Source organism: Alteribacter lacisalsi (assembly GCF_003226345.1).
Classification (GTDB): Bacteria; Bacillota; Bacilli; order Bacillales; family Salisediminibacteriaceae; genus Alteribacter; species Alteribacter lacisalsi.
Genome location: NZ_PDOF01000002.1, coordinates 431,426 through 457,968 on the forward strand (window position 1 = coordinate 431,426; position 26,543 = coordinate 457,968).

Here is a 26,543-nt window from a genome sequence, read left to right on the forward strand (position 1 = left end):
TGAAAGGAGATCGCACAAGTGGATCATCACGTACTTGGCCTGCTGGCTGCCCTTTTGCTCAGCGTTTTGTTCACCCCGATCATTAAGCGTGTGGCTCCTCTCGTGGGAGCTGTCGACCGTCCAAACCAGCGAAAAGTGCATAAACGGGCCATGCCGAGACTTGGCGGCGTTGCCATATATCTGTCGTTTGCCATCAGTTACATTGGTTTTGTGCAATTTACGGACATTGTGGCGACCAATATCGGCTACGCACTTCTCCTTGGGGGAGGCATCATCGTTCTCACGGGGATTATTGACGACATCGTCGATCTCGGGGCAAAGGTGAAAGTAGCCGGTCAGATCGCTGCAGCCCTTGTAACGGTTTACTTCGGACTTAGAATCGAAGACATTGCCGTTCCATTTACCGAATACACCATTCATTTTCACTACCTGGCGATTCCGATCACGATCTTCTGGATTCTGGCCATTACGAACGCTGTGAACCTGATTGACGGCCTGGACGGGCTTGCAGCCGGCGTGTCGGCAATTGCAGCCACAGCGCTGCTGATCGTGTCGATTTCAATGGGACACTGGATGACCGCCTTCATGCTCGTCCTGTTTATCGGCGCCGTACTCGGCTTCCTGCTGTTCAACTTTTACCCGGCCAGTATTTTCATGGGCGACTCGGGCTCCCTGTTTCTCGGGTACGTACTCGCTTCCGTCTCGCTGCTTGAGCTCAAGTCAGCGACGATGGTTGCCTTCGTCATCCCGATTCTCATCCTTGCCGTACCGATCTCCGATACGGTTTACGCCATGGTGAGGCGCAGAATGAACAAACAGTCGATTGCCGAAGCGGATAAAAATCATGTTCATCACTGCCTGATCAAATTCGGCATGACCCACAGAAATGCGGTCCTGCTCATATACGGCATCAGCGCCGCATTTGCCCTGCTCGGCATTCTTGCCACCCAGGTGACGCTCTGGATGAGCATCCTGTTTTTTATCATCTATCTGATCTCGTTTGGGATTTTCGCCGAAAAAATCGGCATGGTAAGCAAAGAATACCAGCCGTTTCAGCAAATGGCCCAGCTTTGCAAGCGCTGGTTCACACGGACGAGCTGACAAAACGTAAAATAAGCCGGGAAGAGACCCGGCATTACCAGCCGGCCCTCACGTGAGGGCCGTTTTTAGTGTTTATTTGTGGTGGTTTTCGATGAGACAGAGGCCGAGTCTCTTCACAACGCAGGGAAAGCAGAGAAGAAATGAAGAAAAACTAAACCATCTTAAACAAGTTTTTAAATACTCTCTGCCATATCATTATTTCTTCACATAAAAAATCCCTGTTAATTTTTGAAAACATGCATTTCAGCCAGCCTGAACGGGTAACAAAGGTGGTACAGACAATAAACGGCACAGGAGGCAATCATGAGTATCGATCAGAAAAACACGCAGCAGAGCAATGAAAACGACGACACATCCAAACAAAAAAAAGACATCACCCTGGGACTGGTGCCTGCTCCTGAACTGCCTGAAGAAATTGTTTCGAAGGTGGTGGACGATTTACCCGATCTGCTCTCACGTTACGTGGATCAGAAAGTGAACTGGCAGGTCGAATCCGTTACCGACCCTCTGACCGGCACGGCAGGAAACTCGAAACACATTCTCGGTAAAGTGGAGAACAGTAAGCGGCAGAGAGAGTGGGACATGGCGATTTGCGTGACTGATCTCCCACTCTTTCAGAAGCGGATTCTCGTGGTGGCCGATGTAAGCGTGAAGAGAAATCTGGCGGTTATTTCCCTCCCGTCTCTCGGCGCTTCTCCGATGAAAAAGCGGGTACGTGAAGCGATCATCCAGATGGCAAGCGAAATGTATCACGGCAGTTCCGAGGAAGACCGGGACCAGGAAGAAGGCCGGATGGAGCGTTCCGAACAGGACAATGAGGTGAAGGAAAAAGGAACGAAAGAGCTGATGAGCACCAGGATGACGGAACGTTTGTCTCCGATTACAAGAATAACGATGGATGAATCCTCTTCTTCTGATGATGATGAGGATGAGATCGAAGACGGGGACCTCGATGTGCGTTACCTGGTCAAATCAAGATTGACCGGCAGCTTCCGCTTAATTTCAGGGATGATGTACGCGAACCGTCCCTGGACGATCTTCCCCTCCTTTAAAAGTGTCTTGGCTGTCGCGTTTGCGACCGGGGCCTACGGACTTATATTCCCGAATTTGTGGATGATGAGTGAGGAGTTCGGACCGGCACGGTATATCTCCCTCATGGTGGTGGCGGTCACCGCCATCGTAACCTGGTTTATCGTCGCTCACAATTTATGGGAAAAACCTGAGGAGCACGGTTCGAAATTCATCGTCAGACGCTACAATGTGGCAACCGTTCTCACCCTGCTTGTGGGCGTTATCTTTTACTACATTATATTGTACTTCCTGTTTCTGGGTACTGCTTCGCTCTTTATTCCGTCATCCTTAATGGAGCAGGAAACCGGCAGCCTGGTTGACGCAGGCAGCTACTTCCTTCTTGCCTGGCTCACGGCTTCGGTGGCCACGATCGTCGGTGCAGTCGGAGCCGGACTGGAAAGTGAGGAAACCGTCCTGAAAACCACCTATGGCTACCGTCAGCGAAGACGGAAGCGGGACGCCGAAGAGCAGGAGAATGATGATAGGGAAGAGTAAATATAGAGAAAACGCTGGCCATAAAACTGTAACGGAGATGACTTCACGATAGAGTCATCTCCTTTTTTGTGATTGTTTTAGACACGGCCGCGCCGGGAATAGAAGTGCTGTACACGAATAATGGAAAAAGAGTGACAATCAGATTAATAAAAAGGAGTTTTTTCATGAGAAATCAGACGAAACACTTTATTAATGGCGAATGGGTGGAATCCACCGGCTCTGACACGATTGACGTGATCAATCCCGCAACCGAGGAAGTAATGGGCACGATCAGTTCAGGTACGGAAGAAGATCTTGATAAAGCAGTAAAAGCTGCAAGGGCGGTATTCCCAACGTTTTCGAAGTCCTCGAAGGAACAGCGGATCGAGTGGCTCCAGAAAATTGCAGAAGGATACAAGGCAAGAAAAGAGGAACTGATTGAGGTGATGACTGATGAACTGGGGGCACCGCTCTCTGTCTCTGAAGAAGTCCACTATCCGGCGGGTCTTGGTCACTTTAAGCAGGCGGCCAGATCTCTTAAGGACTTCTCCTTCATAGAGGACCGCGGCCGACATACGCTCATCAAAGATTCCATCGGCGTGAGCGGACTGATCACCCCATGGAACTTTCCGACAAACCAGGCCGCAACAAAAATTGCCAGCGCTATTGCGGCAGGCAGCCCGGTTGTACTGAAACCGGCATCCAAGACACCGTTTGCGGCTATGATTCTCGCAGAAATCATTGACGAAGCAGGTCTGCCTGCAGGAGCGTTCAACCTCGTGAACGGCACAGGATCTGTGATCGGAAACGGCATCAGCTCCCATCCCGATATTGATTTTGTCTCGTTTACAGGCTCCGGCGGTGTAGGGGAGAAAATCATGCAGAACGGTGCAGAAACAATTAAGAAGGTCGCATTGGAGCTTGGCGGCAAATCACCAATTGTCGTGCTTGAAGATGCGGATGTGAAAGAGGCAGCAAAGACAGCTCTGTCCAACATCATGACTAACACTGGACAGGTCTGCTCGGCGGGAACGAGAGTATTAATCCCGCAGTCGATGAAAGAGGAGTTTGAAAAAACGATTGTGGCCATGCTCCCGGACTTTCCGGTTGGAGATCCCCGTAAAGAAGGCATCGCCACCGGTCCCCTCGTGTCTGAGGATCAGTGGGAAACGGTGCAGTCCTATATTGAAAAAGGGGAAAAAGAAGCCACACTACTCGCAGGAGGAACCGGGAAGCCGGAGGGGCTTGAGAAAGGGTATTATGCCCGTCCGACAATTTTTACAGACGTCTCTCAAGATGCGGTAATTGCCCAGGAGGAAATCTTCGGACCGGTCACGACCATCTTCACTTACGAAGACCTGGATCAGGCTATTGAAATGGCAAACGACACGATTTACGGTCTCGCCGGCTATATAGTTGGAAAGGACCCGGATGCAATCCGGCACGTGGCCACAAACATCCGAGCAGGCCGAATTAAGATTAACGACGCTAAAACCGACTTCAACGGACCGTTCGGCGGCTACAAGCAGTCCGGCATCGGCCGCGAATGGGGTGACTTCGGGATTGAGGAATATCTCGAGGTGAAATCCGTTCACGGGCTGCCATCGTCGTAAAAACGAAGTCTTTGGGACAAAGCAATATAAAAAAAGCCGTATTGAATATTTCTATTCAATACGGCTTTTAAAATATATTTCAGCTAATTGTCATTTAAGCTTGTACAACTTTGCGGCGTAATAGCATGAATGCTGCAGCACCTGCAGTTAACAGACCAATTAACATCATCATCGGGAAAGATGTCGCTGTTGCTGGGAGTTCATCACCTTCGTCTGAACTTTCCTCAGAGCCAGCAGCCGTCTCTTCTGCTTCTTCTTCAGTAGCTTCTGCTTCAGTAGCGTCTTCTTCAGTAGCGTCTTCTTCAGTAGCGTCTTCTTCAGTAGCATCTTCTTCTTCAGCGCCATCTTCACCAGCTTCATAGGCCAGGAAGTCATCAGCCATATGAGATGTCAGGCTTTCACACGGCACACCATCACTGTCCCCGTCCAGTCTTTCAGGATCGTTTTCTGAGTTATAGCCATGAGAGGTCCAAAACTCATAAACTTCTTCTCCCGTACTGAAATCTCCACAGTTAACAGTTCCTTCTTCATGATCAGCGGTTACGGTCGACATGCTTCCAAAACTTAATAACACAACACTGGTTATCCCTATTGCCCATTTCTTAAGCATACCTTCACTCTCCTTTTTCATGAAATATGTACCATTTCTAGAACAGTATTACATACTGTAGATCGTAATTCAATTAAAAAGGGCAAAAAAACTGAAAATTATAAATAAAAATGTTTTTTAATGAAAACATTTAGGTAACCCACTGCAAAGGAAATCGTTTTTTGTCATTTAGTGTTGAAAACACTGAGGCGAGTGGTCTTTCCTGCCAGCAGCACCTAATCGGCTCTCAGGTGATGAGGAGTGAAAATAGGTAAAAAGAACTATCTCGCGAAAATATCAATATTATTCGATAAATGATAAGTGTCTTGGACTGGAAAAGAAACCATCGTGGTCTGAAATCCGGTATAATTCGCCTGCTCGAGCCGGCCCATCAGGAAGGGATTTTGAAATGACAAATGTAAGCGCTGTAGATTTGCGAAAAAAAGTCTGGTACTATCGTAGTATTGAAATCAGTTCCAACAGAAAGAAGGTGGCAGCCATGGCAACGATATCAGATGTGGCAAAGCGGTCAGGACTCTCCAAAACAACGGTCTCAAGAGTGATCAACAATTATCCGCACGTGACACCGGAAAAGCGGGAAAAAGTATTAAAAGCGATGGAGGAACTGGCTTACACGCCAAGCCCGGCGGCCCGGCGGATGAGAGGACAGTTGAAAAGCTCCATCGGGATTATTGTCACCCGCATCACCAACCCGTTTTTTACGTATCTTGTGGATGCCATTGAGCAGCTGGCTTACAAAAAGGGCTACCAGGTGATGGTGTTTCAGAGCAACGATGACCGCGAAAAAGAGCTCAAGTACTTAAGTCTCCTTAAAACGAAGCAGGTGGACGGCATTATTCTGGCCGCAACCGTGAACGAGTGGGAAACGATCGAACCTTTTACGGAATACGGCCCAATTGTCTTCTGCAATGAATTTATTAAAGGAACCGGCCTCCCGACTGTGCGTCTCGATGAAGTTGGTGCTTCCTACGAAGGAATGATGCACCTTATTGGGCGCGGACATACGAAAATCGCCTATTGTACAGGAGGCGTTCTCGAGGGCAATGAACGCAATATCGGGTTTCAGAGAGCACTGAAGGAAGCAGGCATTGATCTGAATCTGCAGTGGATTTTCCTGAATAAATACAATATCGACGGAGGAAAGCAGGTTGTCAGGGCTATGCTCAGAATGGATGACCGTCCGACCGCTGTTTTTGCCGGAGGAGATGAAGTGGCAGCGGGTATCATTCTGGAAGCAAAGGAAGCCGGCCTCCGCATTCCTGAGGATCTTGCAGTGATCGGGTTTGACGATCAGCCGCTTGCAGAACTGCTGGACCCCAAACTTACCACCATCCGCCAGCCTGTCAAACAGATGGGTGAGGAAGCCCTGGAAAATATGATTACGGCCCTGAACAGTGGAAGTGTGAAAAATGCAGACCGGATATTAAGTGCAGAGCTGGTCGTTCGCCAGACGACCTAGCACTTTTTTGAAACAATTTTGGAACCGATACCAATTTTATTCCTTGCAATATCAACTGTTTTCAGACTATTTCATAAAATCTTATTGAAACCGTTACCAAAACCGTGTATCGTTACTGTTAAGAAAATAAAAGATTAGAACAACTTTTTTAGTCTGTATTTGAAACCGTTACCAATCAAACTAATTTCATATTTTCAAAAGGAGAGAGGAACCATGAACAAAAAGAAAAGTGCACTCACACTAGCAGGAGCTGTCGGACTGTCCGCGGTACTCGCAGGCTGTATTACTGAGGAGGCAGGCAATGGCAATGGAGGAGACGACGGCGAACAGGTTACGATTGAAATTTTTCAGGGAAAGATCGAATTCCGTAATCAGTTTATCGAACTGGCTGAAGAATACGAAGCACAGAACCCGAACGTGAATATTGAATTCGGCGCAGTTGGCGGCGGTTCAGACTTTTTTACCGCTCTTCGTTCCCGTTTTTCATCAGGAGATGAACCGGATGTGTTCAGTCTTGCAGGCCCGTCTGAGCTGAGTGACTACCAGGACTACGTGCACGAAGTGACGGATCTTGAAGTAACAGAAGCTGCACTTGACGGCACGCTGGACGGCATTACTGTTGATGGAAGCGTTTACGGAATCCCGTTCAACCAGGAAGGCTACGGGTTCATTTACAACAAGGAAGTGTTTGAACAGGCCGGGATCGACGCGGAAAGCATTCTCACTTACGAAGACCTGGAAGAAGCCGTGCAAACGCTCGACAGCCAGAAAGACGAGCTGGGCATTCAAGGCGTATTTGCCCTGCCGGGTGCTGAAGACTGGGTGATGGGGAACCACCTGGCAAACCTTTACCTTGCACCGGAATTCAACGAAAGCGTCATGGACGCTTATAAAAGTGATACGGTTGCTTTTGAACGAAGCGACGAAATGAAGCGGATGCTTGACCTGCAGAACGACTATTCAATTCAGCCGGTGCTGAACATGGACTATTCCTCCCAGGTGGAGCAGTACTTCTCCCTTGGTGAAGCGGCAATGATTCAGCAGGGCGACTGGATTTATCCAACCCTCGAACAGATGGATCCTGAATTTGCCGAAGAAAACGTAGGAATTCTCCCGATACCGCTTGAAGGACACGAAGGAAAACTGCCTGTCGGTGTACCAAACTACTGGGTGATCAACAAAAACAGTGATCCTGAAGTGATCGAAGCAGCGGAAGATTTCTTCAACTGGATGTACGCTTCTGAAGAAGGAATCGAACTTGTGCAGGAACTGCTGAACTTTATCCCTGCCCACGAGAATTTTGAACCTGAAAACATTCAGTCTTCTCTTTCCCGTGACATTTACGAATACGCACTCGAAGACAACATTGTCGGCTGGATGTTCCTCGGTTATCCAACCGTATGGGGCAACGACTTTGGTTCCCACATGCAGGAATACCTCGGCGGACAGAAGGACTGGGAAGACGTCATTGAAGACGGAAGAGCTGACTGGGAAGACCGCCGTTAGTTAGGAAGAATCGCAACGGGACTTCCGGAGGCTGAGACATAAGTAAAGTGGTAAGGTAAAAACCCCGAACAAAACAGCTGTAAAGCGGATGACATATACGCTGACTCCTGCGGGAGGAAATGCTCAGGTGAGACCCCGCAGGGCGAAGCACGCGGAGGCTCAGCCGCTTCCCGCGGAAAGCAGCGTATATGTCAGGAGCGGTGATCTTTCGCCCCATATAGATTGTTTTGATTTTCATCAGCCACTTCTGTCTCAGCCTCTCTTCTTTTATCCCGTATAACGGCATCTTTTCACACTCGATCGGGAGGGAATTTTATGCGAAACAGAGATTTTGCGTTCTGGATGTTTTTAGCACCTGTACTTTTTGCCCTCAGCCTCGTGGTGATCATTCCGCTGCTGTCCGGTGTGTTTTATTCCTTCACGGACTGGAACGGCCTCGGGTTCAGCACATTTGTCGGTCTCGATCACTATTTGAGGCTTTTAAATGACGGGCGTTTCTTAAGCTCACTGTGGTTTACGATCCAATTTGCTTTTGTAACGGTCATTGTCCTGAATTTACTCGGTCTCGGACTCGCCCTGCTTGTAACGCGTAAGCTGAAATCGAGTAATTTCATGAGAACCGTTTTCTTTATGCCGAACCTGATCGGCGGTCTGATTCTCGGCTTTATCTGGCAATTTATTTTCATCAGTGTATTCTCGGATCTTGGTCAGCTTTTAGGCGTTGAAGCGCTGAACGGCTGGTTATCGACAACCACGACAGGTTTCTGGGGTCTGGTGATTCTGACAAGCTGGCAGCTGGCCGGTTACATCATGATTATCTACATTGCGTACCTGCAGAACATTCCGAACGAGCTGATTGAAGCGTCCAAAATGGACGGGGCGAACGCGTTCCAGCGTTTTAAGAGCGTGACGTTCCCGCTGGTCGCACCGGCGTTTACCGTCAGCATGTTCCTGACTTTGTCTACATCCTTTAAGATTTACGACCAGAACCTGTCCCTGACAAACGGGGGGCCGTTTAACTCGACTGAGATGGTGGCCATGAATATCGTCTACACGGCCTTCAGCAGTAACCAGATGGCGTACGGGCAGGCAAAAGCAATTATTTTCTTCATTTTTGTGGCGATTATCGCCGTTTCACAGGTGTATTACAACAAGAAACGGGAGGTTGAGATGTAATGAAAGGCGAAAAGAAGCGATTATATCTGCTCGAAATTTTCGGTTTAATTCTTGCCCTGATCTGGCTCTCCCCTTTCTACCTGATGATCGTCAACGCCTTTAAAACAAACCGGGAGATTTTCCAGGATGTGCTCGGGCTGCCGAGTGAGGCGACGATGGAAAACTTCGTGCAGGCGTACCACGACCTCCAGTTTCTCGGCGCTTTGTTTAACTCGACACTGATCACCACGATCAGTATCGCAGTCATCATCTTCTTTTCCGCTATGGCAGGCTATGCCCTGTCCCGGAACAAGAGTAAGCTCAGTAACGTAATTCTTCTCGTATTTGTTGCGGCGATGCTTATTCCGTTTCAGGCGGTCATGATTACGCTCACGTCCCTGTTTGGTTCTGTGAACATGCTGAACATGGGCGGTCTGATCTTTATGTATCTCGGATTCGGCTCAAGTCTTGCGATTTTCCTTTATCACGGGGCGATGCAGGGGATTCCGCGATCGATGGATGAAGCGGCAATCATTGACGGAGCGAACAAATTCCAGACGTTCTGGTATATCATTTTCCCACTGCTCAAACCGATTTCGGTGACAGTTGCGATTCTGAATGTAATCTGGATCTGGAACGACTTCCTTCTGCCGTCTCTTGTTTTGAGCAGCTCGGAAGCAACGATTCCACTGCAGATGTTCTCATTCTTCGGTGAATATACGCGTCAGTGGCACCTGGCTCTTGCCGGTCTGACGATCGCGATCATCCCGGTCATCATCTTCTACATGATTGCTCAGAAGCAGATTATCGACGGAGTGAGCGAAGGGGCGGTTAAGTAACGTTTTTGTGGTAAGCCAGTCGCTGATTCAAAGCGGCTTTCTGAAAGGCTGTTATCGCAGAATGAATGATGGAGCTTCAGGCGGCGTCTCCCGCGGAAAGCGTCCGCCTGCAGCGGAATCTAAAACAAAGCTTACGAATGATGCCCCTCAATCATACTTTTGAGAAAAGAAGGAGGCCTGTCTCATGCAGGGTGTGATGAATGGTTTTATACAAGTAGGAGAATGGATTACACGGTTCGCCGTCACAAACGTCCTTTGGATCCTTGTGAACATCCCGGTGCTGCTCGTGGTAACGAGCATGTACATGACCGGCAGCAGCGGGCTGATGCCGTTTTATATCGCCCTTCTCATGGTGCTCGGGCCGCTTCTTTTTTTCCCGGCAACCGCAGCTCTCTTTGCATCTGTCAGGGATTTTGTGATGCAAAAAGAGAGTAAGAGTCTCATCGTCCGGTACTTTAAATTGTTTGCGGAAAATTACCGGAGAAGTGCAGCCGGCGGGGTTCTTCTGACCGTGCTCTGGCTCATCTGGGCGGTGGATTACTACTACTTCAGCGGCAGCAGTGTGATTCTTATGTTTGCCTTTCTCGGCATGGTGATTCCGCTCTTTGTGTTTACGATGAACTTTTTCGTGGTTCTCGCCCATTTTGACATGCCGGTGCGAAAGCTTTTGAGAAAAGCCCTTCTCCTGACGTTCGGCAACATCAAAATGACGGCCATCACGTTTGCAGTAAGCTTTGTCATCTTTTATGTGTCCGTGAACGGGGCGCTGTTCCTGCTGCTGTTTTTCAGCGTTTCCATTACGGCATTTTTCATCTTCTCCCTGTTCTACCGGTACTACGCCCGCATCAGCGGTGAGGCCGTTTCGCAATAAAATTTCAGTAAAAAGGAATGATCGTTGTGACAGCAAAATGGTGGGATAAAGCAGTTGTGTATCAGGTGTATCCAAGAAGCTTCAAGGATGCCAACGGAGACGGCGTCGGGGATCTTCAGGGCATTCTCTCAAAGCTCGGTTACCTTCAGAAACTCGGCATCGATGTGATCTGGCTAAGCCCAGTGTTCGCATCGCCGATGAAAGATAACGGCTATGACATTTCAGACTATCGGGACATTGCATCGGAATTCGGGACGCTGGAGGAAATGGATGAACTCATCGCCGAAGCGGATAAGCGGGGCATTAAGATCATCATGGATCTGGTGATCAATCATTCCTCCGATCAGCATGAATGGTTCAAGGAGTCGAAAAGCAGCCGTACGAATCCGAAGCGGGACTGGTACATCTGGGAGGATCCGGTCGACGGCAGGCCTCCGAACAACCTGCGTTCCATTTTTGGCGGCTCCTGCTGGACCTATGACGAAGGGACGGAGCAGTACTACTTCCACTCCTTTGCAAAAGAGCAGCCCGATTTAAACTGGGAAAACCCGGAGGTGCGAAGCGCCCTGTTCGGTATGGTCAACTGGTGGCTCGATCGGGGGATCGGCGGATTCCGTGTGGATGCCATTACGTTCATCAAAAAGCAGCCGGTTCATGAGAATCAGGAGCCGGATTCATTCGACGGCACGGCGATTGTGAGCCCGAACCAGCCGGGTGTCGGTACTTTTCTCCAGGAAATGAAGGACGAAACGTTCGCGAAATACGATATTTTCACAGTAGCGGAAGCACCAGGTGTGTCTTCTGAGGAGCTCGGTGAATTTGCCGGTGAGGACGGGTACTTTGATATGGTGATCAGCTTTGACCACATGGACCTGGAATTGAACGAAGGGGCGAAGTGGTATCCGAAAAAGGAATGGAAGCTTACAGATTTTAAAAACGCCATCACGAAAGACCAACAGGTGATCAAAGAAGGCGGCACGACGGCTCTTTACATGGAAAACCATGACCAGCCCCGCTCCCTCAGCCGGTTTGTTGCGGAAAAAGACCATAGTGTACTGACCGGAAAAATGCTTGCGGCCACGTACTTTTTCCTAAAGGGCATGCCCTACATTTATCAGGGGCAGGAAATCGGGATGACAAACGTGAAGTTTGACTCACTCGAGGAATACGACGACATTTCCTCCCATGATCAGTACACGGCAGCGGTCCGTGAAGGCTACTCGGAAGAGGTGGCACTTGATACCCTTCACCGCAGGAGCCGTGACAATGCCCGGACACCGATGCAGTGGGATGCTTCGGAGAACGGGGGATTTACAGAAGGCACGCCTTGGCTGAAAGCGAATCCGAATTACTCGGAAATCAACGTGGAAAAAGCCCTCGCAGATCCGGACTCCCTGTTCTATTTTTACCAGAAGCTGATCGCGCTGCGAAAAGAGTCAGCGGTATCGGACATCATCCAGGATGGCACATACGAGCAGCTTCTGTCTGAAAGCGAGGACGTGTTCGTGTATACCCGGACTCTGGGGGAAAGACGGCTTGTTGTGTTTTCAAACTTCACGGACAGTGAAGTTGAAGTGGATGCAGATACGGCTGATGCTCAGGTTGTGCTGAACAACTACCAAGAAGCACCGCAGCTCGGCGGCACTATCACGCTCCGGCCGTATGAAACTCTCGTGATCGATCGTATAGCAAAATAAAGATGAGGAAAGGACCGCGGTTGAGAGTCGCGGTCTTTTGCATGACCCGCAGGCATAATTACCTTTCCCAGCAGACGTTTGGGGGCCGATTGCGCAGCCCCCGCCTGCCGCACATGCTATACTGAACCCATCAGACACTCACACTGCAAGGAGGCGAAACGAATGCCAAAACTCATCCTGAGCCGCAAAGGCTTTGACTCATCCGCCGGCCACGGCTACTCTCCGTATGATCCTGAAACGGGCCGCTACATCGTGCTCCCGATTCCCGAAATGAGCGGGCGAAAAGGCGGTTACACATACAGCCAACTGCCACTCAAGCCCGGGTACATGAACGGAGAAACAAAAGCCGGTAACCTGCGCGAGCTGATCCATGATCCGGTACTCAATTACAGCAAAAAGACCCGGGACGTCGTAGACAAGCACCCGGCTCACTACGACCCGGTTACCGGACGGCCGCCGTGGGATCCGAGCGGACCTGACTATGGGGCATTCGGCCAGTCCGATGCGGCAGCCGGTCATCTTCGTAACCACAATGTGCGCGAAGGGAGTGTGTTCCTTTTTTTCAGCCGGTTCAAGCCCGTAAGTCAGCACCTGCACCCGCTCGATCCGCGGTTGGCGTGGAATGACGGGGCGTATTTTCTCTACGGCTGGCTGAAGGTGGGGAAGGTGTACACCGCCTCTAATCAGGACGAGCTGCCGGAAGAGATCCGCCGCACCCATCCTCACGGGTCGCAGTCGGACTTCGAAAACCGCCAGAATAATATCATTTTCACAGCGTCCGACCGGTTGTTCGAGGACAGCGAGATCCCCGGAACGGGCATGTTTCCAAAGCTTACAGATGAGCTCCTTTTGTCATCAGAGGCGCACCGAAGCCGGCCGACCATCTGGAAGCTGCCGTCCTTTTTTCAGGAAGAGAGGTACTGTCCTACGTACCTGAACGCCCCAAAAACCTTAAAGGACCGCTGGTTTCACTGCACGGACGATCAGAATTACTGCTACGTCCAGTCCACCGCCCGGGGGCAGGAGTACGTATCCCCGCTGGAAGGAAAAAGTGAAGTGTGGCTGAGGGAACTGTTTCAAAAAGTGAACCTTTGACCGCATTCGGGAGCGAATCACCGTAAAATCGAGCGAACCACCCTAACACGTGCACGAACCACTCTAAACAAATGACACTATCATCTTACGAACGGTAAAAAAGTTTTCCCCTGGCCCCCAACGGTGTAAGCGCTGTCTTCATTTCGATTATAAAAATAATCCGTTGACAGCGACCAACCCCCAGGTCTAGAATAGTCTCAACATTAACATTAATTAAATAAACTCTTATCCAGAGTGACCGAGGGACCAGGCCCGATGACGTCCAGCAACCATCCGCCAAGCGGAAAGGTGCTCCATCCTGCAGAATGCAAATTCTGAAAGATAAGGTATAAATGAACCCCTCTTTCAGACGCATGGAAAGAGGGGTTTTTAGTATGTCTGACAGACTAAATACACGCAAAAGGGAGGCGGATCGATGAGCTTTGAAGCACCCACCGTTCATCCGGGACCCGGTACATACCAATGCGCCACCGGCGTTTTTAACAGACTCGAGAACGACTTAAAAGACTATCAATACAGCCGTGTTCTTCTCGTTCACGGCGAAGAGTCACTCAAAGCAGCAAAAGCCTATCTGCCTGATTTCAACGAAACAGAAGTTTCCTGGATTCAGTACCGGGGCATCTGCTCAGACTCTGAAACCGAAAGAGTCGCAGAAGCCGCTCAACAAGCCGGGTCACAGGCGGTGATTGGACTTGGCGGCGGAAGCGTACTCGACCTCGCTAAAGCGGCTGCCAGCCGGCTCGCTCAGGACGCGATTCTTTTGCCGACGCTCGCCTCCACGTGCGCGGCGTGGACCGGGCTCTCCGTTATTTACGATGACGAGCACCGCTTTACCCGGTTTGACGTGTACAATCGGCCTGCCCGTCTCGTACTTGTGGAACCGCGCATCATCGCAACCGCGCCTATTGACTACCTCCGCGCTGGCATTGCCGACACACTCGCCAAATGGTACGAAGCCCGTGCACTGGCAGAAACTCTCGGCGATCCGCCGGTTCCTGTGGCGCTTGCACTGAGCACGGCTCGATACTGCCAGACTGCACTTCTTGAACATGCGGAGGAAGCGGTGCGCTCGGCGGAAAAAGGCGAGCTCAGTCCGGCCCTGCAAAAGGTGATTGAAACAAATATTCTCGCAGGCGGCCTCGTGGGCAGTCTCGGAGAAAAATACGGCCGTGTCGCTGCCGCCCATTCGGTGCACAACGCCCTCACGCAATTTGAAGAAACCCGCACGCTGCTCCACGGGGAAAAGGTGGCGTACGGCATTCTCGTTCAGCTCGTTCTTGAAAGGCGCAAGGAAGAAATCCGTCAGCTTAGACCCTTCTATCAGGCTCTAAGACTACCATCCACTCTCGAAGATCTCGATCTCAGAAACACACCGGAGGTCAAAGAAGATCTTGCCAACTGGACTCTTAAACCGGGCGAGTCGATTCACCAGATGGGTAAGAGCGTCACCGAAACCGATCTCGTCCGTGCTATCGATGAACTGGAAGCCGAACGAGCAGTCAATCACCCACGAGGGCAAGGAAGCCGTTTATCTGACTAAAACATAACGAAATCCAACTTAAATCCAAGCACGTATAAAAAACTCAACCCAAACCCAAAGGAGACGATCACCATGAAAAAATCCCTAATCACCACTATCGGAGCAGCCGGCCTCCTCGCACTTACAGCCTGCGGAGAGTCAGACGCCAGCGGGGAGGAACTCTCGGAAGACCATCTTCGGATCGGCGTGACAGCCGGACCGCACGAACAGATCCTGGAAAAAGTACAGGAAGTCGCCGCCGAAAAAGGACTCGACATCGAAATTGAAGTGTTTACCGAATACGTGATGCCGAACGTGGCCCTCGATGAAGGCGAACTGGACGCGAACAGCTTCCAGCACACGCCGTACCTTGAGGACTTCCGTTCTGATCGCAACCTCGACATCGTCTCCATCGCTGATACAGTAAACTTCCCGATGGGTCTCTACTCAGCTGAACTTTCAGACGTATCCGAGCTCGAAGAAGGCGACCGCGTCGGTCTGCCGAACGATCCGACAAACGGCGCCCGGGCCTTAATGCTCTTTGAAGAAGCAGGCCTCATCACCCTTGATGAAGACGCCGGTACAGCTGCCACTGTGAACGACATTACTGATAACCCGCTGGACCTCGACTTCGTAGAACTCGAAGCCTCCCAGCTGCCGCGCCAGCTTGACGAACTTGCTGCTGCGACGATCAACACGAACTTTGCCGTTGAGCACGGCTTCGTCCCGACCGAGGATTCCATCTTCATCGAACCGGAAGACTCCCCATGGTTTAACGTGATTGCTGTCCGTGAGGAAAACAAAGATGACGCCGTTCTCGACACCCTCATCGAAGCGTACCACTCCGACGAAGTGAAGCAGTTTATTGAAGAGGAGTTCCAGGGCTCTGTCGTCACGTCCTGGTAACCAGTAATCCCAACACACAGCACGAAACCCACCGGCTCACCGGTCATACACAAAAAAACTCATCAACAAGGCCCGGTCATTTGCCGGGCCTCCTGTGAGCCTTAATACCATACAAAAGAAGGACCCGACCCGCACATAAAGGAGGGGCATACACCATGATTGAACTCAAAAATATCTCAAAAACGTTCCAGTCGAAAAAATCCACCGTCGAAGCCCTGAAAAACGTCAGTCTCAACGTCAAAAAAGGCGAAGTCTTCGGGGTGATCGGTTACAGCGGGGCAGGGAAAAGCACGCTCATCCGCTGCGTCAACCTGCTCGAATCACCGACAGAAGGCGACGTGCTCATTGACGGCACCAACCTCACAAACCTGTCCGCTTCAAAACTGAGACTGGAGCGCCGGAAAATCGGGATGATCTTTCAGCACTTTAACCTGCTGAAAACCGCCACCGTCTATGACAACATCGCGATCCCGCTTAAACTCTCCGGTCTTTCCAAAGCCGAAGTTGACGAACGTGTAAAAAAATACCTCGCCGTAGTCGGTCTTGAAGACAAAACCGATGCCTTTCCCGGGCAGCTGTCCGGCGGGCAGAAGCAGCGGGTCTCCATCGCCCGCGCGCTTTCCCACGAGCCGGAGATCCTCTTAAGCGACGAGGCTACAAGCGCCCTCGATCCGGAAACCACCGAAGCGATCCTCTCGCTGCTGCTCCGGATCAACAAAGAATTTGGCATCACGATCCTTCTTATCACACACGAAATGCACGTGATCCAGAAGGTGTGCGACCGGGTCGCGGTGATGGAAAACGGGGAAGTGGTCGAACAGGGCCGCGTGATCGACGTGTACGCCCAGACCGCCCACCCGACCACACAGAAATTCATCGACAGTCAGTTTCCGATCGAAGCACCCGCATCGATGCTTAAAACGATTGCCGGTAAAGGCCCGATCGTGAAGCTGTCCTTTGTGGGCCACTCCACCGGCCAGCCGGTCCTGTCTGAAATCGTCAAACGCTACGACGTCCACACGAACATCCTGTCCGGCAATATCGTCCAGATGAAAGACGAATCCTACGGGCGCATGATCGTCCACATCAGCGGCGAGACCGACGCACCCAAAGCCGTCCAGGCACTCAAAGACGCCGGCGTCCAGGTAGAAGAGGTGAATCTCCATGACGTTTAATCCAGCAGAATTTATCGACCGTTGGGGCAGCAACATCTGGCAGGCCACCATCGAAACGTTCCAGATGGTCGGCATCGCCCTCTCCATCTCGATTGTCATCGGCCTGCCCTTAGGCGTTATTCTCGTCCTGACACGGCCGGGGAAAGCCCTTGATAACAAATATCTGTACCAGTCACTGAACGTCTTTATTAACGTGATCCGCTCGATCCCGTTCATCATCCTGCTCTTTTTCATCCTGCCGTTCACCCAGCTGATCGTCGGCACGAGCATGGGCGTCCGCGGCGTCATCGTACCCCTTGTGGTGTACACCGCACCGTACATCGCCCGTCTCATGGAGAACTCGCTCCTTGAAGTGGACAAAGGCATCATCGAAGCGTACGAGGCCATGGGCATGAAAACCCGCCACATCATCTGGCACGTCATGATCCGGGAAGCACGCCCGTCCATCATCCTCGGGCTCACCATTGCCACCATCGGACTCATCGGCGCCACCGCCATGGCCGGTCTCGTCGGCGCCGGCGGACTCGGCGACCTCGCCTACCGCTTCGGCCACCTGCGCTACGAGGAAGATGTCATGATCGTCACCGTCATCCTGCTCATCATCCTCGTCCAGGGCATCCAGAGCTTCGGCAACCGCACCGCCGCCTGGCTCAAAAAAGACTAGGAGGAATCACACATGACCAGCTTCGCCCACATCACCCGCGCCGAAGACCTGGAAAACGAAGCCCGCAGCCGCATGACCCCCGGCGCCTTCGAATACGTCCGGTCCGGATCGGGAAAAGAAGAGACGGCCCGGCGTAACCAAACCGCCTTCTCCAGGTGGGACCTGCTGCCCCGGATGCTGAGGGACGTGAGCGAGCGCTCACTCGAAACCCGCCTGTGGAACCTCACCCTTCGTGCACCCCTTGCACTCGCGCCTGTCGGCTTTCAGACTGTGATCCATCCGGACGGAGAAATGGGCGCCGCCCGGGCAGCAGCCGACATGGGGCTTCCGTTTACAGCAAGTACAGTGAGCTCATATTCCATGGAAGACATCCAGTCCGCCACAGGATGCGCTCCGTCCTTGTTCCAGCTGTACTGGCCGTCCGATGACGAAGTGGCCGTAAGCTTTGTAAGGCGTGCGGAAGTCTGCGGGTACGATGCGGTCGTCGTGACCGTGGACACGCCGCTCCTCGGCTACCGGGAGCAGGATCTGAAAAACCGCTATTTTCCGCTGGCGGAAGGGGCCGGTATGGCAAACTTTAAAACCGATCCCGTGTTCCGGGAGCGTTTCGGTCTCGCCGACTCGTCTTCTCAAACGGACTGGCAGGAGGCTATCGGAGAGGTACTCTTAAATACCACACTCACGTGGGAGCGCATCAAGTGGCTTAAGGAGCAGACCCGTCTTCCGGTCGTCGTGAAAGGGATTCTTCATCCGGAGGACGGGCGCTTCGCAGTTGAGCACGGTCTCGATGGCATCGTCGTATCCAACCACGGCGGCCGCCAGCTCGACGGGGCCATCAGCTCGATTGAAGCCCTCCCGGCTGTGGCTGACGCAGTCAACGGGCGCATTCCGGTCTTTTTTGACGGAGGTGTCCGCAGAGGCTCGGATATCATTAAAGCCCTCGCTCTTGGCGCAGACGTGGTCTCCATCGGCCGCCTGTACGCCTACGCTCTCACACACGGTGAGGCAGGCGTCAGACAGGTGCTCGAAAACCTGCTCACCGATCTCGACGTCAGTCTCGCCCTTACGGGATGTACTAGCGTGTCAGCGTTGAATGAAAGCCTGCTGAAAGAAAAGCAGATATAAAAAGAGAACCGCGGATTTTCGCGGTTCTCTTTTTATGACCTAACGCCAGCTTCCGGGTAAGTTAAGTCGCATAATTCCCGTTTTCATGACCTAACGTCCTTTTCAAAAGGCGTTAGGTCGTAAAAAGTGTTGTTTTACGACTTAACGTCTGCACCTTTCGAAGTTAAGGCGTAAAAACGAACCAGGGGTACTAAATCAAAGCATCACACCCGAAAACGATCTCCCCCCGATTTTCGTTGGGAGTGCCGCAGTGAGAAGTCCCCGTACCACAATCCGCCCCTAGGGGTCACATGGTGATTCTCACCTCCGGAGACGGCCGTGAACCGCTTCACATCTTAATTAGTGAACGTCCGACCAAACCGGGCTCGTATCGCCCGACTGCAGATTCAAGCCTGAATGCCTCCTTTCATTATTTCCTAAAACTTAATTCCGAAGCTGGCCAGTCTCCTGGTCTGATGTTGTTCTCTTCGAACCAGCTAGCCGACGTCAACTGATGCGGAGTGGCGGCGATGAGACGGTCACTGTGCCAGTCTGCCGCACCGGAACGGATCATTTCATCCACCAGCGCGTGAACGAAAGCTTCGGGTTCAAGTCGAAACGAGTGACGGGCGTAATCGTGAAACCAGGGGCAAGAAAGCAGGTACCGTTCCACCTTTTCTTTTTCCAGTCCGTTCCGGATCATTAAAGCAAAAGAGAAAATCCGCTTGCACCCGTGCCAGGCCAGCTTTTCCGGCGCGATCAGCCACTTCTCAAGCCGTCTTCTCGCACCGTCAATCGCAGCACCCGGGTTGTCCATCGCGGGGCCGTGTCCCGAATAGGCCACACGAATCGGCAGCGTTGCCACACGGTCGAGACTTTCGAGGGCCCGGTGGAGCGCTGTGACTCCTTCACGGTACATGTTGAGCCAGCCGAGGTCGTGTTTGTGAAACAGGTCCCCGGCGATCAAAACTTTCTCGTCCGGCTCATAAAGTGAGATGTGCCCGGACGAATGACCGGGCGTAAACAGAACCTGAAAAGTCCGGCTTCCGGTATGAATCTCATCACCGTCAGAAAGCCTTCGATCCACCGAATAAGGCTCCACAGGCTGGTCCAGCCATTCCGCGCTGCACACTTCCGGGTGCCGGACATTCACAAGATCCGCTTCCCACTTATGTGCGGCGATCGGTACACCGTATTCGTTCTGGAAATGGCAGTTGCCACCGATATGGTCTGAATGAAAGTGCGTGTTTACGATCATATCGAGGTGAGCCGGCTCCACCCCGGCATCACGGATCAGCCTTACCGTTTCCTCCGTTTCGCTGCCAAAGCCCGCATCAATCAAGGTCGGACGCCGGTCTTTAATCAGGACCATATTTGCACTGGGGAAAGGGCGTTCAAAAAAACAAATATCCGAATCGTTCACTGGCTTTCCCTCCTTAAAGATTCCACAATGATCGAGTGCTCACTCACAGTATAAAGAATTCACAAAGCAATAAAAAGGAATTATCTCTATTTTCAGAAAAATAATTGACAATCATTCCCTGTGCGTTTATATTATGTATAACCTTAAGGTTATATCTAGGAGTGAGGGATACTTATGGCGGATATATACCGGGCACTGGGTGATCCCACACGCCGGAAAATCGTTACGATGCTTAAAGAAAATAACAGAACCCAGAAGGAACTGGTCGAGACATTTGATATCTCACAGCCGGCCGTCAAAAAGCATGTAAACATCCTGCTGGAGGAAGGGATCGTCACGCAGCATTCCAACGGAAAGTACCGCGTCTATTCACTAAATCGAAGCACGCTCCAGGATTTATACACTCACATGCTGGCATTTATCGGAGACCTGCTCGATGATCAGCTCACAGATCTGAAAAACTATGTGGAAAAAGGAGAGAGGCGAGATGACCAAAGTTAAGGATTCGGTAAAAAGAGACATTGTGGTGAATGCTCCCATAGAGAGAGTGTGGGAGGCCCTGACCAGAGCGGAGCACTTAAACCGCTGGTATACAAAAGAAGCGGAGATCGACTTTCAGGTAGGCGGAAGAGGCAGGATGAATCATGGCTGGGGCGCAGCATCCGACGGGATCTTCACTGAAATTGTGCCGATGAAACGCTTCGTGCTTCAAAGCGCAGACGGGGATTTTACCACAATTACGAGTCTGGAAGAATCGGAAAACGGGATTCTCGTAAGTATAGAGTATCAGGCCTCCTTTCTTGGTGAGATGGACCCGGCGTCAAAAGAAAACATGCTGTTTGGCACAACGCAGTTCCTGGAAAACCTGAAGAGTGTGTATGAAACGGGTGCTGACAAGCGGGCATCGTTCTGGCAGGCCTGGATTGGGATCGTACACACGACTGAGGAGCATGGGAACGGGACGAAGGTGGTAAAAGTAAAGGAAGGTTCGTCTGCTTCCGCTGCCGGAATCCAGCCTGACGATACGATCAAGACAATCGATGGCGAAAAAGTGACAGGGCATGAATCGTTTGAAAGATTAATCAATCAAAAATCCCCAGACGCTCCGATTACCCTGACCATTGACAGGGAAAATAAAGAGAAGCAGGTCATCTGCCCAGTAGAGGCGTATCCCGTATCTTATTAAAAGCTGATTTGCTTCCTCATAAACAGGGAAGTAAACAACTGTATGAAAGGTGGGATGGTCGTGATCAAGGCAGTGAGAGTTTTTTACTCCGTACTTCTTTTTGCAGCAGGTGTTTTACACTTTGTCCATGAGCGGAGCTTTCGCAGAATCGTGCCGAAGCAGCTGCCCTTCAGGCGTGCCATCGTTCTTGTTTCCGGGGCATTCGAAATTCTGTTTTCGATCCTGCTCTGGGTTAAAAAAGGCCAGCGCCTGACCTCGAAGCTGTTGGCCATTTTTATGATCGTCGTGTTTCCAGCCAACATTTATATGGCAGTAAAGAAAATTTCCTTCATACCGGGAAAAACAACAAATCCTTTGATTCTGCGGCTCCGTCTGCCTTTGCAGATCCCGCTTATCCTTGGCGCTCTGGCTCTTGGAAAGAAAAAAGGAAACGAATAATACACGCAAAACCGCGATTATGCCTTGGCATGACCGCGGTTTTTCTCTGCCTGTTCGAGGTGATCCTTCCCCCAGTGGCACATCGCATCCAGAATCGGACTGATACTTTTCCCGTATTCGCTGAGCCTGTACTCCACTTTCGGAGGCACTTGTTTGTAAACGTTCCGGATCACGAGACCGTCCTCTTCCAGATCCCGGAGCTGCTGGGTGAGCATTTTCTGCGTGATGCCCGGCAGCAGGTTTTTCAGTTCACTCGTCCGTTTTGTCCCCGTTTCGAGATGACAGAGGATCAGACACTTCCATTTTCCCCCGATCACTTCAAGTGTGGCTTCGATTGACATATGATAGCCTTTCATCATTCGCCTCCTAAGGCACTTTCAGGTACCTATCGTACATAAAAGTGCGTACTTACGTTTGAGTTATTCAGCAATTATACTTTCTACTATACTACCAGTGAAAGGCGGATGACTATGCTAGTTCTTTACGGAAGCTCACGTGCAGATGGAAATTCAGAACAGCTTGCAGAAAAACTGATCGGAAATCACAAGGCGGAACGGATGTACATGCGGGAAAAAAGAATGGCAGACATCGAGGACCGGAGGCACGTTCCCGCCGGTTTTGAAAAGAAAGACGACGATTACTATGAGGTACTTGATCGCCTGATGGCTCATGATACGGTGATCTTTGTGACACCGCTTTACTGGTACGGAATGAGCGGTGTGATGAAACGTTTTGTCGACCGGTGGAGCGAAACGCTTCGTGACAGAAAGGTGCCGTTTAGAGCGACGATGAAAGAGAAAACCTTCTACCTCGTTGTCACCGGCGGAGACAATCCGAAGCAGAAAGCCTTGCCGCTTGTGCTTCAATTCCAGCATATCTGCACTTTTTTCGGGACCGAATTCGGTGGCTATGTGATCGGTGAAGCCAACGAACCAGGACAGATTGCCGGTGACAGGGAAGCGATGCTGCTGGCAGAGGAAATGTCCGGGCGACTGTAAGTAAAGGCCCCCCGTAACCAAAATGTGTTTTGGAAGGAGTTCCCATAGTTTTATCGAATGGTAAAAGAATAGGCTGAAAGAACATCGGGGGGCGTTATGAAACGGTTAGCGATTATCACGGTGGGTAAAACCCATAGTGGAAAAACAACATTTGCAAAAGCATTGGAAAAAAAGCTGGACAATGCCTTTGTCATGGATCAGGATCATCACGCAGCATTTATCAATACCCATTATAAGAAGCTGGAGCCCAAGCAGGGCCCTAATACCCTGAAGCATGCAATCTCAAAGGCGATTGTGCGCTATGCTATAGATCAAACGGATTATCACATTATTTCCTGTAATGCGAACCGCAGTGCAAAAGGCAGGAAGTATCTGCTGGAAGAATTGTATGGAGAAGAAAAGTTTATACGTATAATTGTTCATTTTGATCTTCCGGATGACGTTCTCTTTGACAGAGTTACCCATAGTCAGCGGAGTACCAATATTTTCAGGGGACCCTATACAGATTTTAAGGAAGTCCTCCTGGGACAGCAGGCTGAATCGGGAATAGAAGATGTGGCGGATCCGGAGGAAGGGGAGGCAGACCATTTATTTGTGATCAAAGATAGTGGGGAAGCTGAGTCAGTAATCAAGAAAATCGTTCACCTTTCCAGGAATATTTGATCCTTTTCCGATTAACGGAAAAGAAGGACGTAAAAAATAGTTGAGGCAAATATATCAGGAAAGTCTCTTCGTTTCAATCTTACAGTGAGGATCAGCTTCCAGCAAATTACGACCTAGAAGTGTTTTCTTTATGTTACTACTCACTCTGAGTAGTTCTCGTCGAGATCATCGGTATCCGGAAGCTGCCCTATATAGAAAACATCATCAGGATTGTTTGTCGGATAGGCCCAGGCGTGGTAGGTCCGGCCGGTCATATGATCGTAGTAGATCTCCTTGATCTCAAATGGTTCCTCGTATTTATCTTCCAGGTATGACGTGAATTCCTCACTCATACGGTCCTTGCCTCCAGGGAGTCCGTTATAAAAGACAAAGGTCAGAAACAGACCTGCGCAAACGAGGCAACCCAGAATGATTCTATAAGTGGTTACCATTCCCTATTCCTCCTAATAAATTGGTAGCCGCGCTCCTTCGGATATCCAATATTTTACCATTATATCATTATGAGTCATGAAATATATGCAGGTTTTTCTGCGCTGTCTTCTATATTAAAGGTTTTGCAGTGGCATAAATCATAGAGTACCTGAGAGAAGGAGGGATTTACCATCTAATGATATATCTCTTTCTTGACGTGAAAACAATGATTTAAGGAGGGAGGATTCAGGTGATATTGAATAAAGTAGGATCAGGTATTTTGACAGCGATATTGTTTTCATTTCTGTTTCTGCTTTTTTCCGGAGAAGCATTTTCGGCAGGTGCAATGGATAATTACATGAGTGTGTTTCCGATTGCATTTCTCGCTTTTGTTATAGGCGGCACGGCCATTGCTGCATTAGCGGATGCAGCCTTAAAGAAGGTTGGTTCAACTACAGTTACATACATTACATCTTTGGTGATATATACAGCGGCCGGTATTATTTTAAACCCATTTCTATACAGTGTTCTGCAGATCGGGGAGGGAGTATTCATAGTGCTGGTGACGGGAGTGTCCGGCGCACTTTTGTATCTTCACATCCTTCTTTTTATGAGAAAGCAAATGACGAGATTACTAGAGGGTAAAACGAATGGGAGCTTCTGAATTAATGTTCATAACGTCTCTTTGCCACCTGCTAAAAATGAAGAAGAGGAGAATTTAAATGGAACTGGGACCATTTGTAGTCATACTAATTGGAGTACTCATCATTACCTTTGTACTTTCAACTAGAAATAAAAACAAACAGAAAGTTGATAAAGGCTTTAAAGCTAATTATTACAGGCTCAGCTACAGGAGGAAAATGATCCGGACACTGTGGCTTTTGCCGACTCTTCCAATCATCTACCTGATGGTAGTTTACGTTTTGGAATATGGCATGGGTGCGGCGATCACCTTGACTGCTGCAGCGGCGATCCTCTGGACCGTACAGCTGGCGTACAATTACCTGCAGTATAAAAAAGAAGAACAGGAGAGAAATATAAATTCATAGAGAGGCAGAGAATCCGCCCCTCATAAAATCCTCTCCAGCCGCACCGCAGCCTCCTGAATGTCCTCTTCCTCAATCGCCGCAAAACCAATAATCAGACTCACCAGTCCCGCTTTTTCCCGACCGCCTTCAGAGAGCCTGAACCGCTCGAGCGTATACAGCTCGAGCTTTTCCTTTTCCGCACTTTTCTGAATGGCGGAAGGAGGCACGTCTGTCTGAATGTCAGCGAGAAAATGCAGACCAGCCGGAATATCCCGGATCCGGATGCGCGTACCGAACACCTTCCGCAGCTCCTCTATCAGCCTGCTCCGCTTCCCCTCGTAACGATGGTTCATCCGTTTTAAATGACGCTCGTACATCCCTGTTTCAATGAAGTAGTGAAGGGTAAACAGACTGAAAGCGTCCGTTCCGGGAATCCAGTGATCATACATCTCCCGGTACCGGCGCAGAAGTGCCGGCGGCAGGACCATATAGCTGATGCGAAATCCAGGTCCGAGTGTTTTTGAAAATGTCCCCATATACACGACGTTCTGATTTCGATCCAGGCTCTGAAGAGCAGGAATGTTATCGGTGCCATACTTAAATTCACTGTCGTAATCGTCTTCTATTATATAGCGCCCGTGTTTACGTGCCGCCCAGTTAAGCAGTTCAATCCTACGGGAGACGGGCATGATTGTTCCGGTCGGAAACTGATGGGACGGAGTGATGAACAAAAGTTCCGGTGCGGCTTTTTTTACCTCGCCCGCATCTATGCCTTTTTCATCAAGGCCGATGGCTTCGGTCTCGATCTTCATCTGCCTGAGCATCCGGTACACGCGGGTGTATCCCGGGTTTTCGATGCCGGCCCGGATGCCTTCCGGCTGAAGGCCTACAAACTGCTGGAGGAGCGCCTGGGTTCCGCTGCCGAGTACAATCTGCTCCGGTTCACAGCGCACCCCGCGGGTTCGGGAAATGAGTTTGGCAATCGTTTCCCGAACCCGGTACGAGCCCTGGGGACCGGGTACTTCCGCCAGCTCCTTCCGGTGAGTAGACAAGGCTGCCCGCTGGCACGAGGCCCATTCCTTAAACGGGAAGCCGCTCAGGTCAGATGACATGTGCGAGAGGCTCAGCCAGCCGCTCCGGTCCACCTCGGTTTCTTTTAAATCTTCATCCATAAGCAGGCTTTCTGCAGATTGTTCAATAAACTGGTCAAGCGCCTCCACGTAGTAGCCTGAACGCTCAATCGTATAGATGTAACCTTCAGCCAGAAGCTGTTCATAAGCAGAAGATACGGAGTTGACACTCACCTGCAGCCGCTCTGCGAGTTCGCGCTTGGACGGCAGTTTTTCATTCACCCGGAGGCGGCCTTCAAGAAGTTCGGCTTTGATCTTTTTGTAGATCTGCTGGTACACATGCTCCCTGCGGTTTTCTTTATCAATTGTGAAAAAAATCATCGGCCTCGTCCTTTCATCTGGTACCTTTAAAAACGTATTTCTGGTTCTTTTTATTGTACCAGAACTGAATTACGATTGTGGTAGAA

General features: G+C 50.5%; 27 protein-coding genes and 1 riboswitch. Of the genes, 22 read left to right on the top strand and 5 right to left on the bottom strand.

Features of this window, described 5'->3' with window-relative positions; all coding sequences use genetic code 11:
* Positions 1-18 precede the first annotated feature (18 nt).
* The 3 genes from CR205_RS13590 to CR205_RS13600 all read left to right on the top strand — a co-directional run bounded on the left by CR205_RS13590 (position 19) and on the right by CR205_RS13600 (position 4,259).
* Positions 19-1,101, top strand: a complete 1,083-nt coding sequence (locus tag CR205_RS13590) for an MraY family glycosyltransferase (protein WP_236634837.1) — start codon at positions 19-21, stop codon at positions 1,099-1,101.
* A 303-nt stretch (positions 1,102-1,404) separates the two neighbouring features.
* Positions 1,405-2,667 (top strand): MFS transporter, encoded by a 1,263-nt coding sequence (locus tag CR205_RS13595; RefSeq protein ID WP_110520657.1) that lies wholly within the window; start codon positions 1,405-1,407, stop codon positions 2,665-2,667.
* Between the two features lie 164 nt (positions 2,668-2,831).
* The gene (locus tag CR205_RS13600; RefSeq protein WP_110520658.1) at positions 2,832-4,259 is read left to right on the top strand and encodes an aldehyde dehydrogenase family protein; all 1,428 of its coding nucleotides are present in this window, start codon (positions 2,832-2,834) and stop codon (positions 4,257-4,259) included.
* 94 nt (positions 4,260-4,353) lie between these two features.
* Here the strand turns inward: CR205_RS13600 and CR205_RS13605 are convergent, their stop codons facing one another.
* Positions 4,354-4,869 carry an excalibur calcium-binding domain-containing protein gene (locus tag CR205_RS13605; RefSeq protein WP_236634838.1) on the bottom strand — a complete coding sequence of 172 codons (516 nt, stop codon included), beginning with the start codon at positions 4,867-4,869 and terminating at the stop codon, positions 4,354-4,356.
* Positions 4,870-5,257: 388 nt separating this feature from the next.
* Between CR205_RS13605 and CR205_RS13610 the strand changes: the two genes are divergently transcribed.
* The 12 genes from CR205_RS13610 (at position 5,258) to CR205_RS13665 (ending at position 18,880) form a co-directional block, all read left to right on the top strand.
* Positions 5,258-6,328 carry a LacI family DNA-binding transcriptional regulator gene (locus CR205_RS13610; RefSeq protein WP_236634839.1) on the top strand — a complete coding sequence of 357 codons (1,071 nt, stop codon included), beginning with the start codon at positions 5,258-5,260 and terminating at the stop codon, positions 6,326-6,328.
* A 213-nt stretch (positions 6,329-6,541) separates the two neighbouring features.
* Positions 6,542-7,834 (top strand): ABC transporter substrate-binding protein, encoded by a 1,293-nt coding sequence (locus CR205_RS13615; protein ID WP_110520659.1) that lies wholly within the window; start codon positions 6,542-6,544, stop codon positions 7,832-7,834.
* A gap of 315 nt (positions 7,835-8,149) precedes the next feature.
* Positions 8,150-9,010: a carbohydrate ABC transporter permease gene (locus CR205_RS13620; RefSeq protein ID WP_110520660.1), complete on the top strand. Its 861-nt coding sequence runs from the start codon at positions 8,150-8,152 to the stop codon at positions 9,008-9,010.
* A complete protein-coding gene (locus CR205_RS13625) occupies positions 9,010-9,828 on the top strand; it encodes a carbohydrate ABC transporter permease (RefSeq protein ID WP_110520661.1) in 819 nt (272 codons plus the stop codon). The genes CR205_RS13620 and CR205_RS13625 overlap by 1 nt, the downstream gene beginning before the upstream one ends.
* A 184-nt stretch (positions 9,829-10,012) precedes the next feature.
* On the top strand, positions 10,013-10,699 hold the full coding sequence (locus CR205_RS13630) for a YesL family protein (protein WP_110520662.1): 687 nt from the start codon (positions 10,013-10,015) through the stop codon (positions 10,697-10,699).
* Positions 10,700-10,725: 26 nt separating this feature from the next.
* Positions 10,726-12,396, top strand: a complete 1,671-nt coding sequence (locus CR205_RS13635) for a glycoside hydrolase family 13 protein (protein ID WP_407923572.1) — start codon at positions 10,726-10,728, stop codon at positions 12,394-12,396.
* Positions 12,397-12,558: 162 nt separating this feature from the next.
* Entirely contained in the window at positions 12,559-13,491 is a 933-nt protein-coding gene (locus CR205_RS13640) for an Nmad3 family putative nucleotide modification protein (RefSeq protein WP_110520664.1), read from the top strand.
* Between the two features lie 222 nt (positions 13,492-13,713).
* Positions 13,714-13,819: riboswitch (SAM riboswitch) on the top strand.
* An 87-nt stretch (positions 13,820-13,906) separates the two neighbouring features.
* A complete protein-coding gene (locus CR205_RS13645; protein WP_110520665.1) occupies positions 13,907-15,031 on the top strand; it encodes an iron-containing alcohol dehydrogenase family protein in 1,125 nt (374 codons plus the stop codon).
* A 72-nt stretch (positions 15,032-15,103) separates the two neighbouring features.
* Entirely contained in the window at positions 15,104-15,916 is an 813-nt protein-coding gene (locus CR205_RS13650) for a MetQ/NlpA family ABC transporter substrate-binding protein (protein WP_110520666.1), read from the top strand.
* A gap of 155 nt (positions 15,917-16,071) precedes the next feature.
* Complete coding sequence (locus CR205_RS13655; RefSeq protein WP_110520667.1) at positions 16,072-17,091, top strand: methionine ABC transporter ATP-binding protein; 1,020 nt, start codon at positions 16,072-16,074, stop codon at positions 17,089-17,091.
* Positions 17,081-17,755, top strand: coding sequence for a methionine ABC transporter permease (locus CR205_RS13660; protein WP_110520668.1), 675 nt, complete (start codon positions 17,081-17,083; stop codon positions 17,753-17,755). The genes CR205_RS13655 and CR205_RS13660 overlap by 11 nt, the downstream gene beginning before the upstream one ends.
* 12 nt (positions 17,756-17,767) lie before the next feature.
* Positions 17,768-18,880 carry an alpha-hydroxy-acid oxidizing protein gene (locus tag CR205_RS13665; RefSeq protein ID WP_110520669.1) on the top strand — a complete coding sequence of 371 codons (1,113 nt, stop codon included), beginning with the start codon at positions 17,768-17,770 and terminating at the stop codon, positions 18,878-18,880.
* A 409-nt stretch (positions 18,881-19,289) separates the two neighbouring features.
* Here the strand turns inward: CR205_RS13665 and CR205_RS13670 are convergent, their stop codons facing one another.
* On the bottom strand, positions 19,290-20,282 hold the full coding sequence (locus tag CR205_RS13670; RefSeq protein WP_201745382.1) for an MBL fold metallo-hydrolase: 993 nt from the start codon (positions 20,280-20,282) through the stop codon (positions 19,290-19,292).
* A gap of 174 nt (positions 20,283-20,456) precedes the next feature.
* On the opposite strand from CR205_RS13670, the gene CR205_RS13675 reads away from it, so the two are divergent.
* Genes CR205_RS13675 through CR205_RS13685 form a run of 3 tightly spaced genes read left to right on the top strand, consistent with a single transcriptional unit; the run spans position 20,457 to position 21,906 of the window.
* Positions 20,457-20,783 (top strand): ArsR/SmtB family transcription factor, encoded by a 327-nt coding sequence (locus tag CR205_RS13675; protein ID WP_110520670.1) that lies wholly within the window; start codon positions 20,457-20,459, stop codon positions 20,781-20,783.
* A complete protein-coding gene (locus CR205_RS13680; protein WP_161524782.1) occupies positions 20,770-21,468 on the top strand; it encodes an SRPBCC domain-containing protein in 699 nt (232 codons plus the stop codon). The genes CR205_RS13675 and CR205_RS13680 overlap by 14 nt, the downstream gene beginning before the upstream one ends.
* 60 nt (positions 21,469-21,528) lie before the next feature.
* Positions 21,529-21,906: a DoxX family protein gene (locus tag CR205_RS13685; protein WP_236634840.1), complete on the top strand. Its 378-nt coding sequence runs from the start codon at positions 21,529-21,531 to the stop codon at positions 21,904-21,906.
* Positions 21,907-21,923: 17 nt separating this feature from the next.
* On the opposite strand, the gene CR205_RS13690 is transcribed toward CR205_RS13685, so the two are convergent.
* Positions 21,924-22,262: a winged helix-turn-helix transcriptional regulator gene (locus tag CR205_RS13690; protein ID WP_110520672.1), complete on the bottom strand. Its 339-nt coding sequence runs from the start codon at positions 22,260-22,262 to the stop codon at positions 21,924-21,926.
* Between the two features lie 114 nt (positions 22,263-22,376).
* On the opposite strand from CR205_RS13690, the gene CR205_RS13695 reads away from it, so the two are divergent.
* Both CR205_RS13695 and CR205_RS13700 read left to right on the top strand, forming a co-directional pair.
* Complete coding sequence (locus tag CR205_RS13695) at positions 22,377-22,904, top strand: flavodoxin family protein (RefSeq protein WP_110520673.1); 528 nt, start codon at positions 22,377-22,379, stop codon at positions 22,902-22,904.
* A gap of 96 nt (positions 22,905-23,000) precedes the next feature.
* Positions 23,001-23,567 (top strand): ATP-binding protein, encoded by a 567-nt coding sequence (locus tag CR205_RS13700; RefSeq protein WP_110520674.1) that lies wholly within the window; start codon positions 23,001-23,003, stop codon positions 23,565-23,567.
* 140 nt (positions 23,568-23,707) lie between these two features.
* Here the strand turns inward: CR205_RS13700 and CR205_RS13705 are convergent, their stop codons facing one another.
* Entirely contained in the window at positions 23,708-23,998 is a 291-nt protein-coding gene (locus tag CR205_RS13705; protein WP_110520675.1) for a hypothetical protein, read from the bottom strand.
* A 230-nt stretch (positions 23,999-24,228) separates the two neighbouring features.
* On the opposite strand from CR205_RS13705, the gene CR205_RS13710 reads away from it, so the two are divergent.
* Together CR205_RS13710 and CR205_RS13715 are read left to right on the top strand one after the other, a co-directional pair.
* Positions 24,229-24,642, top strand: a complete 414-nt coding sequence (locus CR205_RS13710) for a hypothetical protein (protein ID WP_110520676.1) — start codon at positions 24,229-24,231, stop codon at positions 24,640-24,642.
* Positions 24,643-24,700: 58 nt separating this feature from the next.
* A complete protein-coding gene (locus tag CR205_RS13715; protein WP_110520677.1) occupies positions 24,701-25,027 on the top strand; it encodes an ATPase in 327 nt (108 codons plus the stop codon).
* Between the two features lie 20 nt (positions 25,028-25,047).
* On the opposite strand, the gene gabR is transcribed toward CR205_RS13715, so the two are convergent.
* The gene (gene gabR, locus CR205_RS13720; protein ID WP_110520678.1) at positions 25,048-26,457 is read right to left on the bottom strand and encodes a MocR-like transcriptional regulator GabR; all 1,410 of its coding nucleotides are present in this window, start codon (positions 26,455-26,457) and stop codon (positions 25,048-25,050) included.
* Positions 26,458-26,543: the final 86 nt, after the last annotated feature.

Coding starts and splice junctions, on each gene's coding strand:
- CR205_RS13595 (WP_110520657.1), top strand. CDS start 1,405: ATGAGTATCGATCAGAAAAACACGCAGCAGAGCAATGAAAACGACGAC.
- CR205_RS13600 (WP_110520658.1), top strand. CDS start 2,832: ATGAGAAATCAGACGAAACACTTTATTAATGGCGAATGGGTGGAATCC.
- CR205_RS13605 (WP_236634838.1), bottom strand. CDS start 4,869: ATGCTTAAGAAATGGGCAATAGGGATAACCAGTGTTGTGTTATTAAGT.
- CR205_RS13610 (WP_236634839.1), top strand. CDS start 5,258: ATGACAAATGTAAGCGCTGTAGATTTGCGAAAAAAAGTCTGGTACTAT.
- CR205_RS13615 (WP_110520659.1), top strand. CDS start 6,542: ATGAACAAAAAGAAAAGTGCACTCACACTAGCAGGAGCTGTCGGACTG.
- CR205_RS13620 (WP_110520660.1), top strand. CDS start 8,150: ATGCGAAACAGAGATTTTGCGTTCTGGATGTTTTTAGCACCTGTACTT.
- CR205_RS13625 (WP_110520661.1), top strand. CDS start 9,010: ATGAAAGGCGAAAAGAAGCGATTATATCTGCTCGAAATTTTCGGTTTA.
- CR205_RS13630 (WP_110520662.1), top strand. CDS start 10,013: ATGCAGGGTGTGATGAATGGTTTTATACAAGTAGGAGAATGGATTACA.
- CR205_RS13640 (WP_110520664.1), top strand. CDS start 12,559: ATGCCAAAACTCATCCTGAGCCGCAAAGGCTTTGACTCATCCGCCGGC.
- CR205_RS13645 (WP_110520665.1), top strand. CDS start 13,907: ATGAGCTTTGAAGCACCCACCGTTCATCCGGGACCCGGTACATACCAA.
- CR205_RS13650 (WP_110520666.1), top strand. CDS start 15,104: ATGAAAAAATCCCTAATCACCACTATCGGAGCAGCCGGCCTCCTCGCA.
- CR205_RS13655 (WP_110520667.1), top strand. CDS start 16,072: ATGATTGAACTCAAAAATATCTCAAAAACGTTCCAGTCGAAAAAATCC.
- CR205_RS13660 (WP_110520668.1), top strand. CDS start 17,081: ATGACGTTTAATCCAGCAGAATTTATCGACCGTTGGGGCAGCAACATC.
- CR205_RS13665 (WP_110520669.1), top strand. CDS start 17,768: ATGACCAGCTTCGCCCACATCACCCGCGCCGAAGACCTGGAAAACGAA.
- CR205_RS13675 (WP_110520670.1), top strand. CDS start 20,457: ATGGCGGATATATACCGGGCACTGGGTGATCCCACACGCCGGAAAATC.
- CR205_RS13680 (WP_161524782.1), top strand. CDS start 20,770: ATGACCAAAGTTAAGGATTCGGTAAAAAGAGACATTGTGGTGAATGCT.
- CR205_RS13690 (WP_110520672.1), bottom strand. CDS start 22,262: ATGAAAGGCTATCATATGTCAATCGAAGCCACACTTGAAGTGATCGGG.
- CR205_RS13695 (WP_110520673.1), top strand. CDS start 22,377: ATGCTAGTTCTTTACGGAAGCTCACGTGCAGATGGAAATTCAGAACAG.
- CR205_RS13700 (WP_110520674.1), top strand. CDS start 23,001: ATGAAACGGTTAGCGATTATCACGGTGGGTAAAACCCATAGTGGAAAA.
- CR205_RS13705 (WP_110520675.1), bottom strand. CDS start 23,998: ATGGTAACCACTTATAGAATCATTCTGGGTTGCCTCGTTTGCGCAGGT.
- CR205_RS13715 (WP_110520677.1), top strand. CDS start 24,701: ATGGAACTGGGACCATTTGTAGTCATACTAATTGGAGTACTCATCATT.
- gabR (WP_110520678.1), bottom strand. CDS start 26,457: ATGATTTTTTTCACAATTGATAAAGAAAACCGCAGGGAGCATGTGTAC.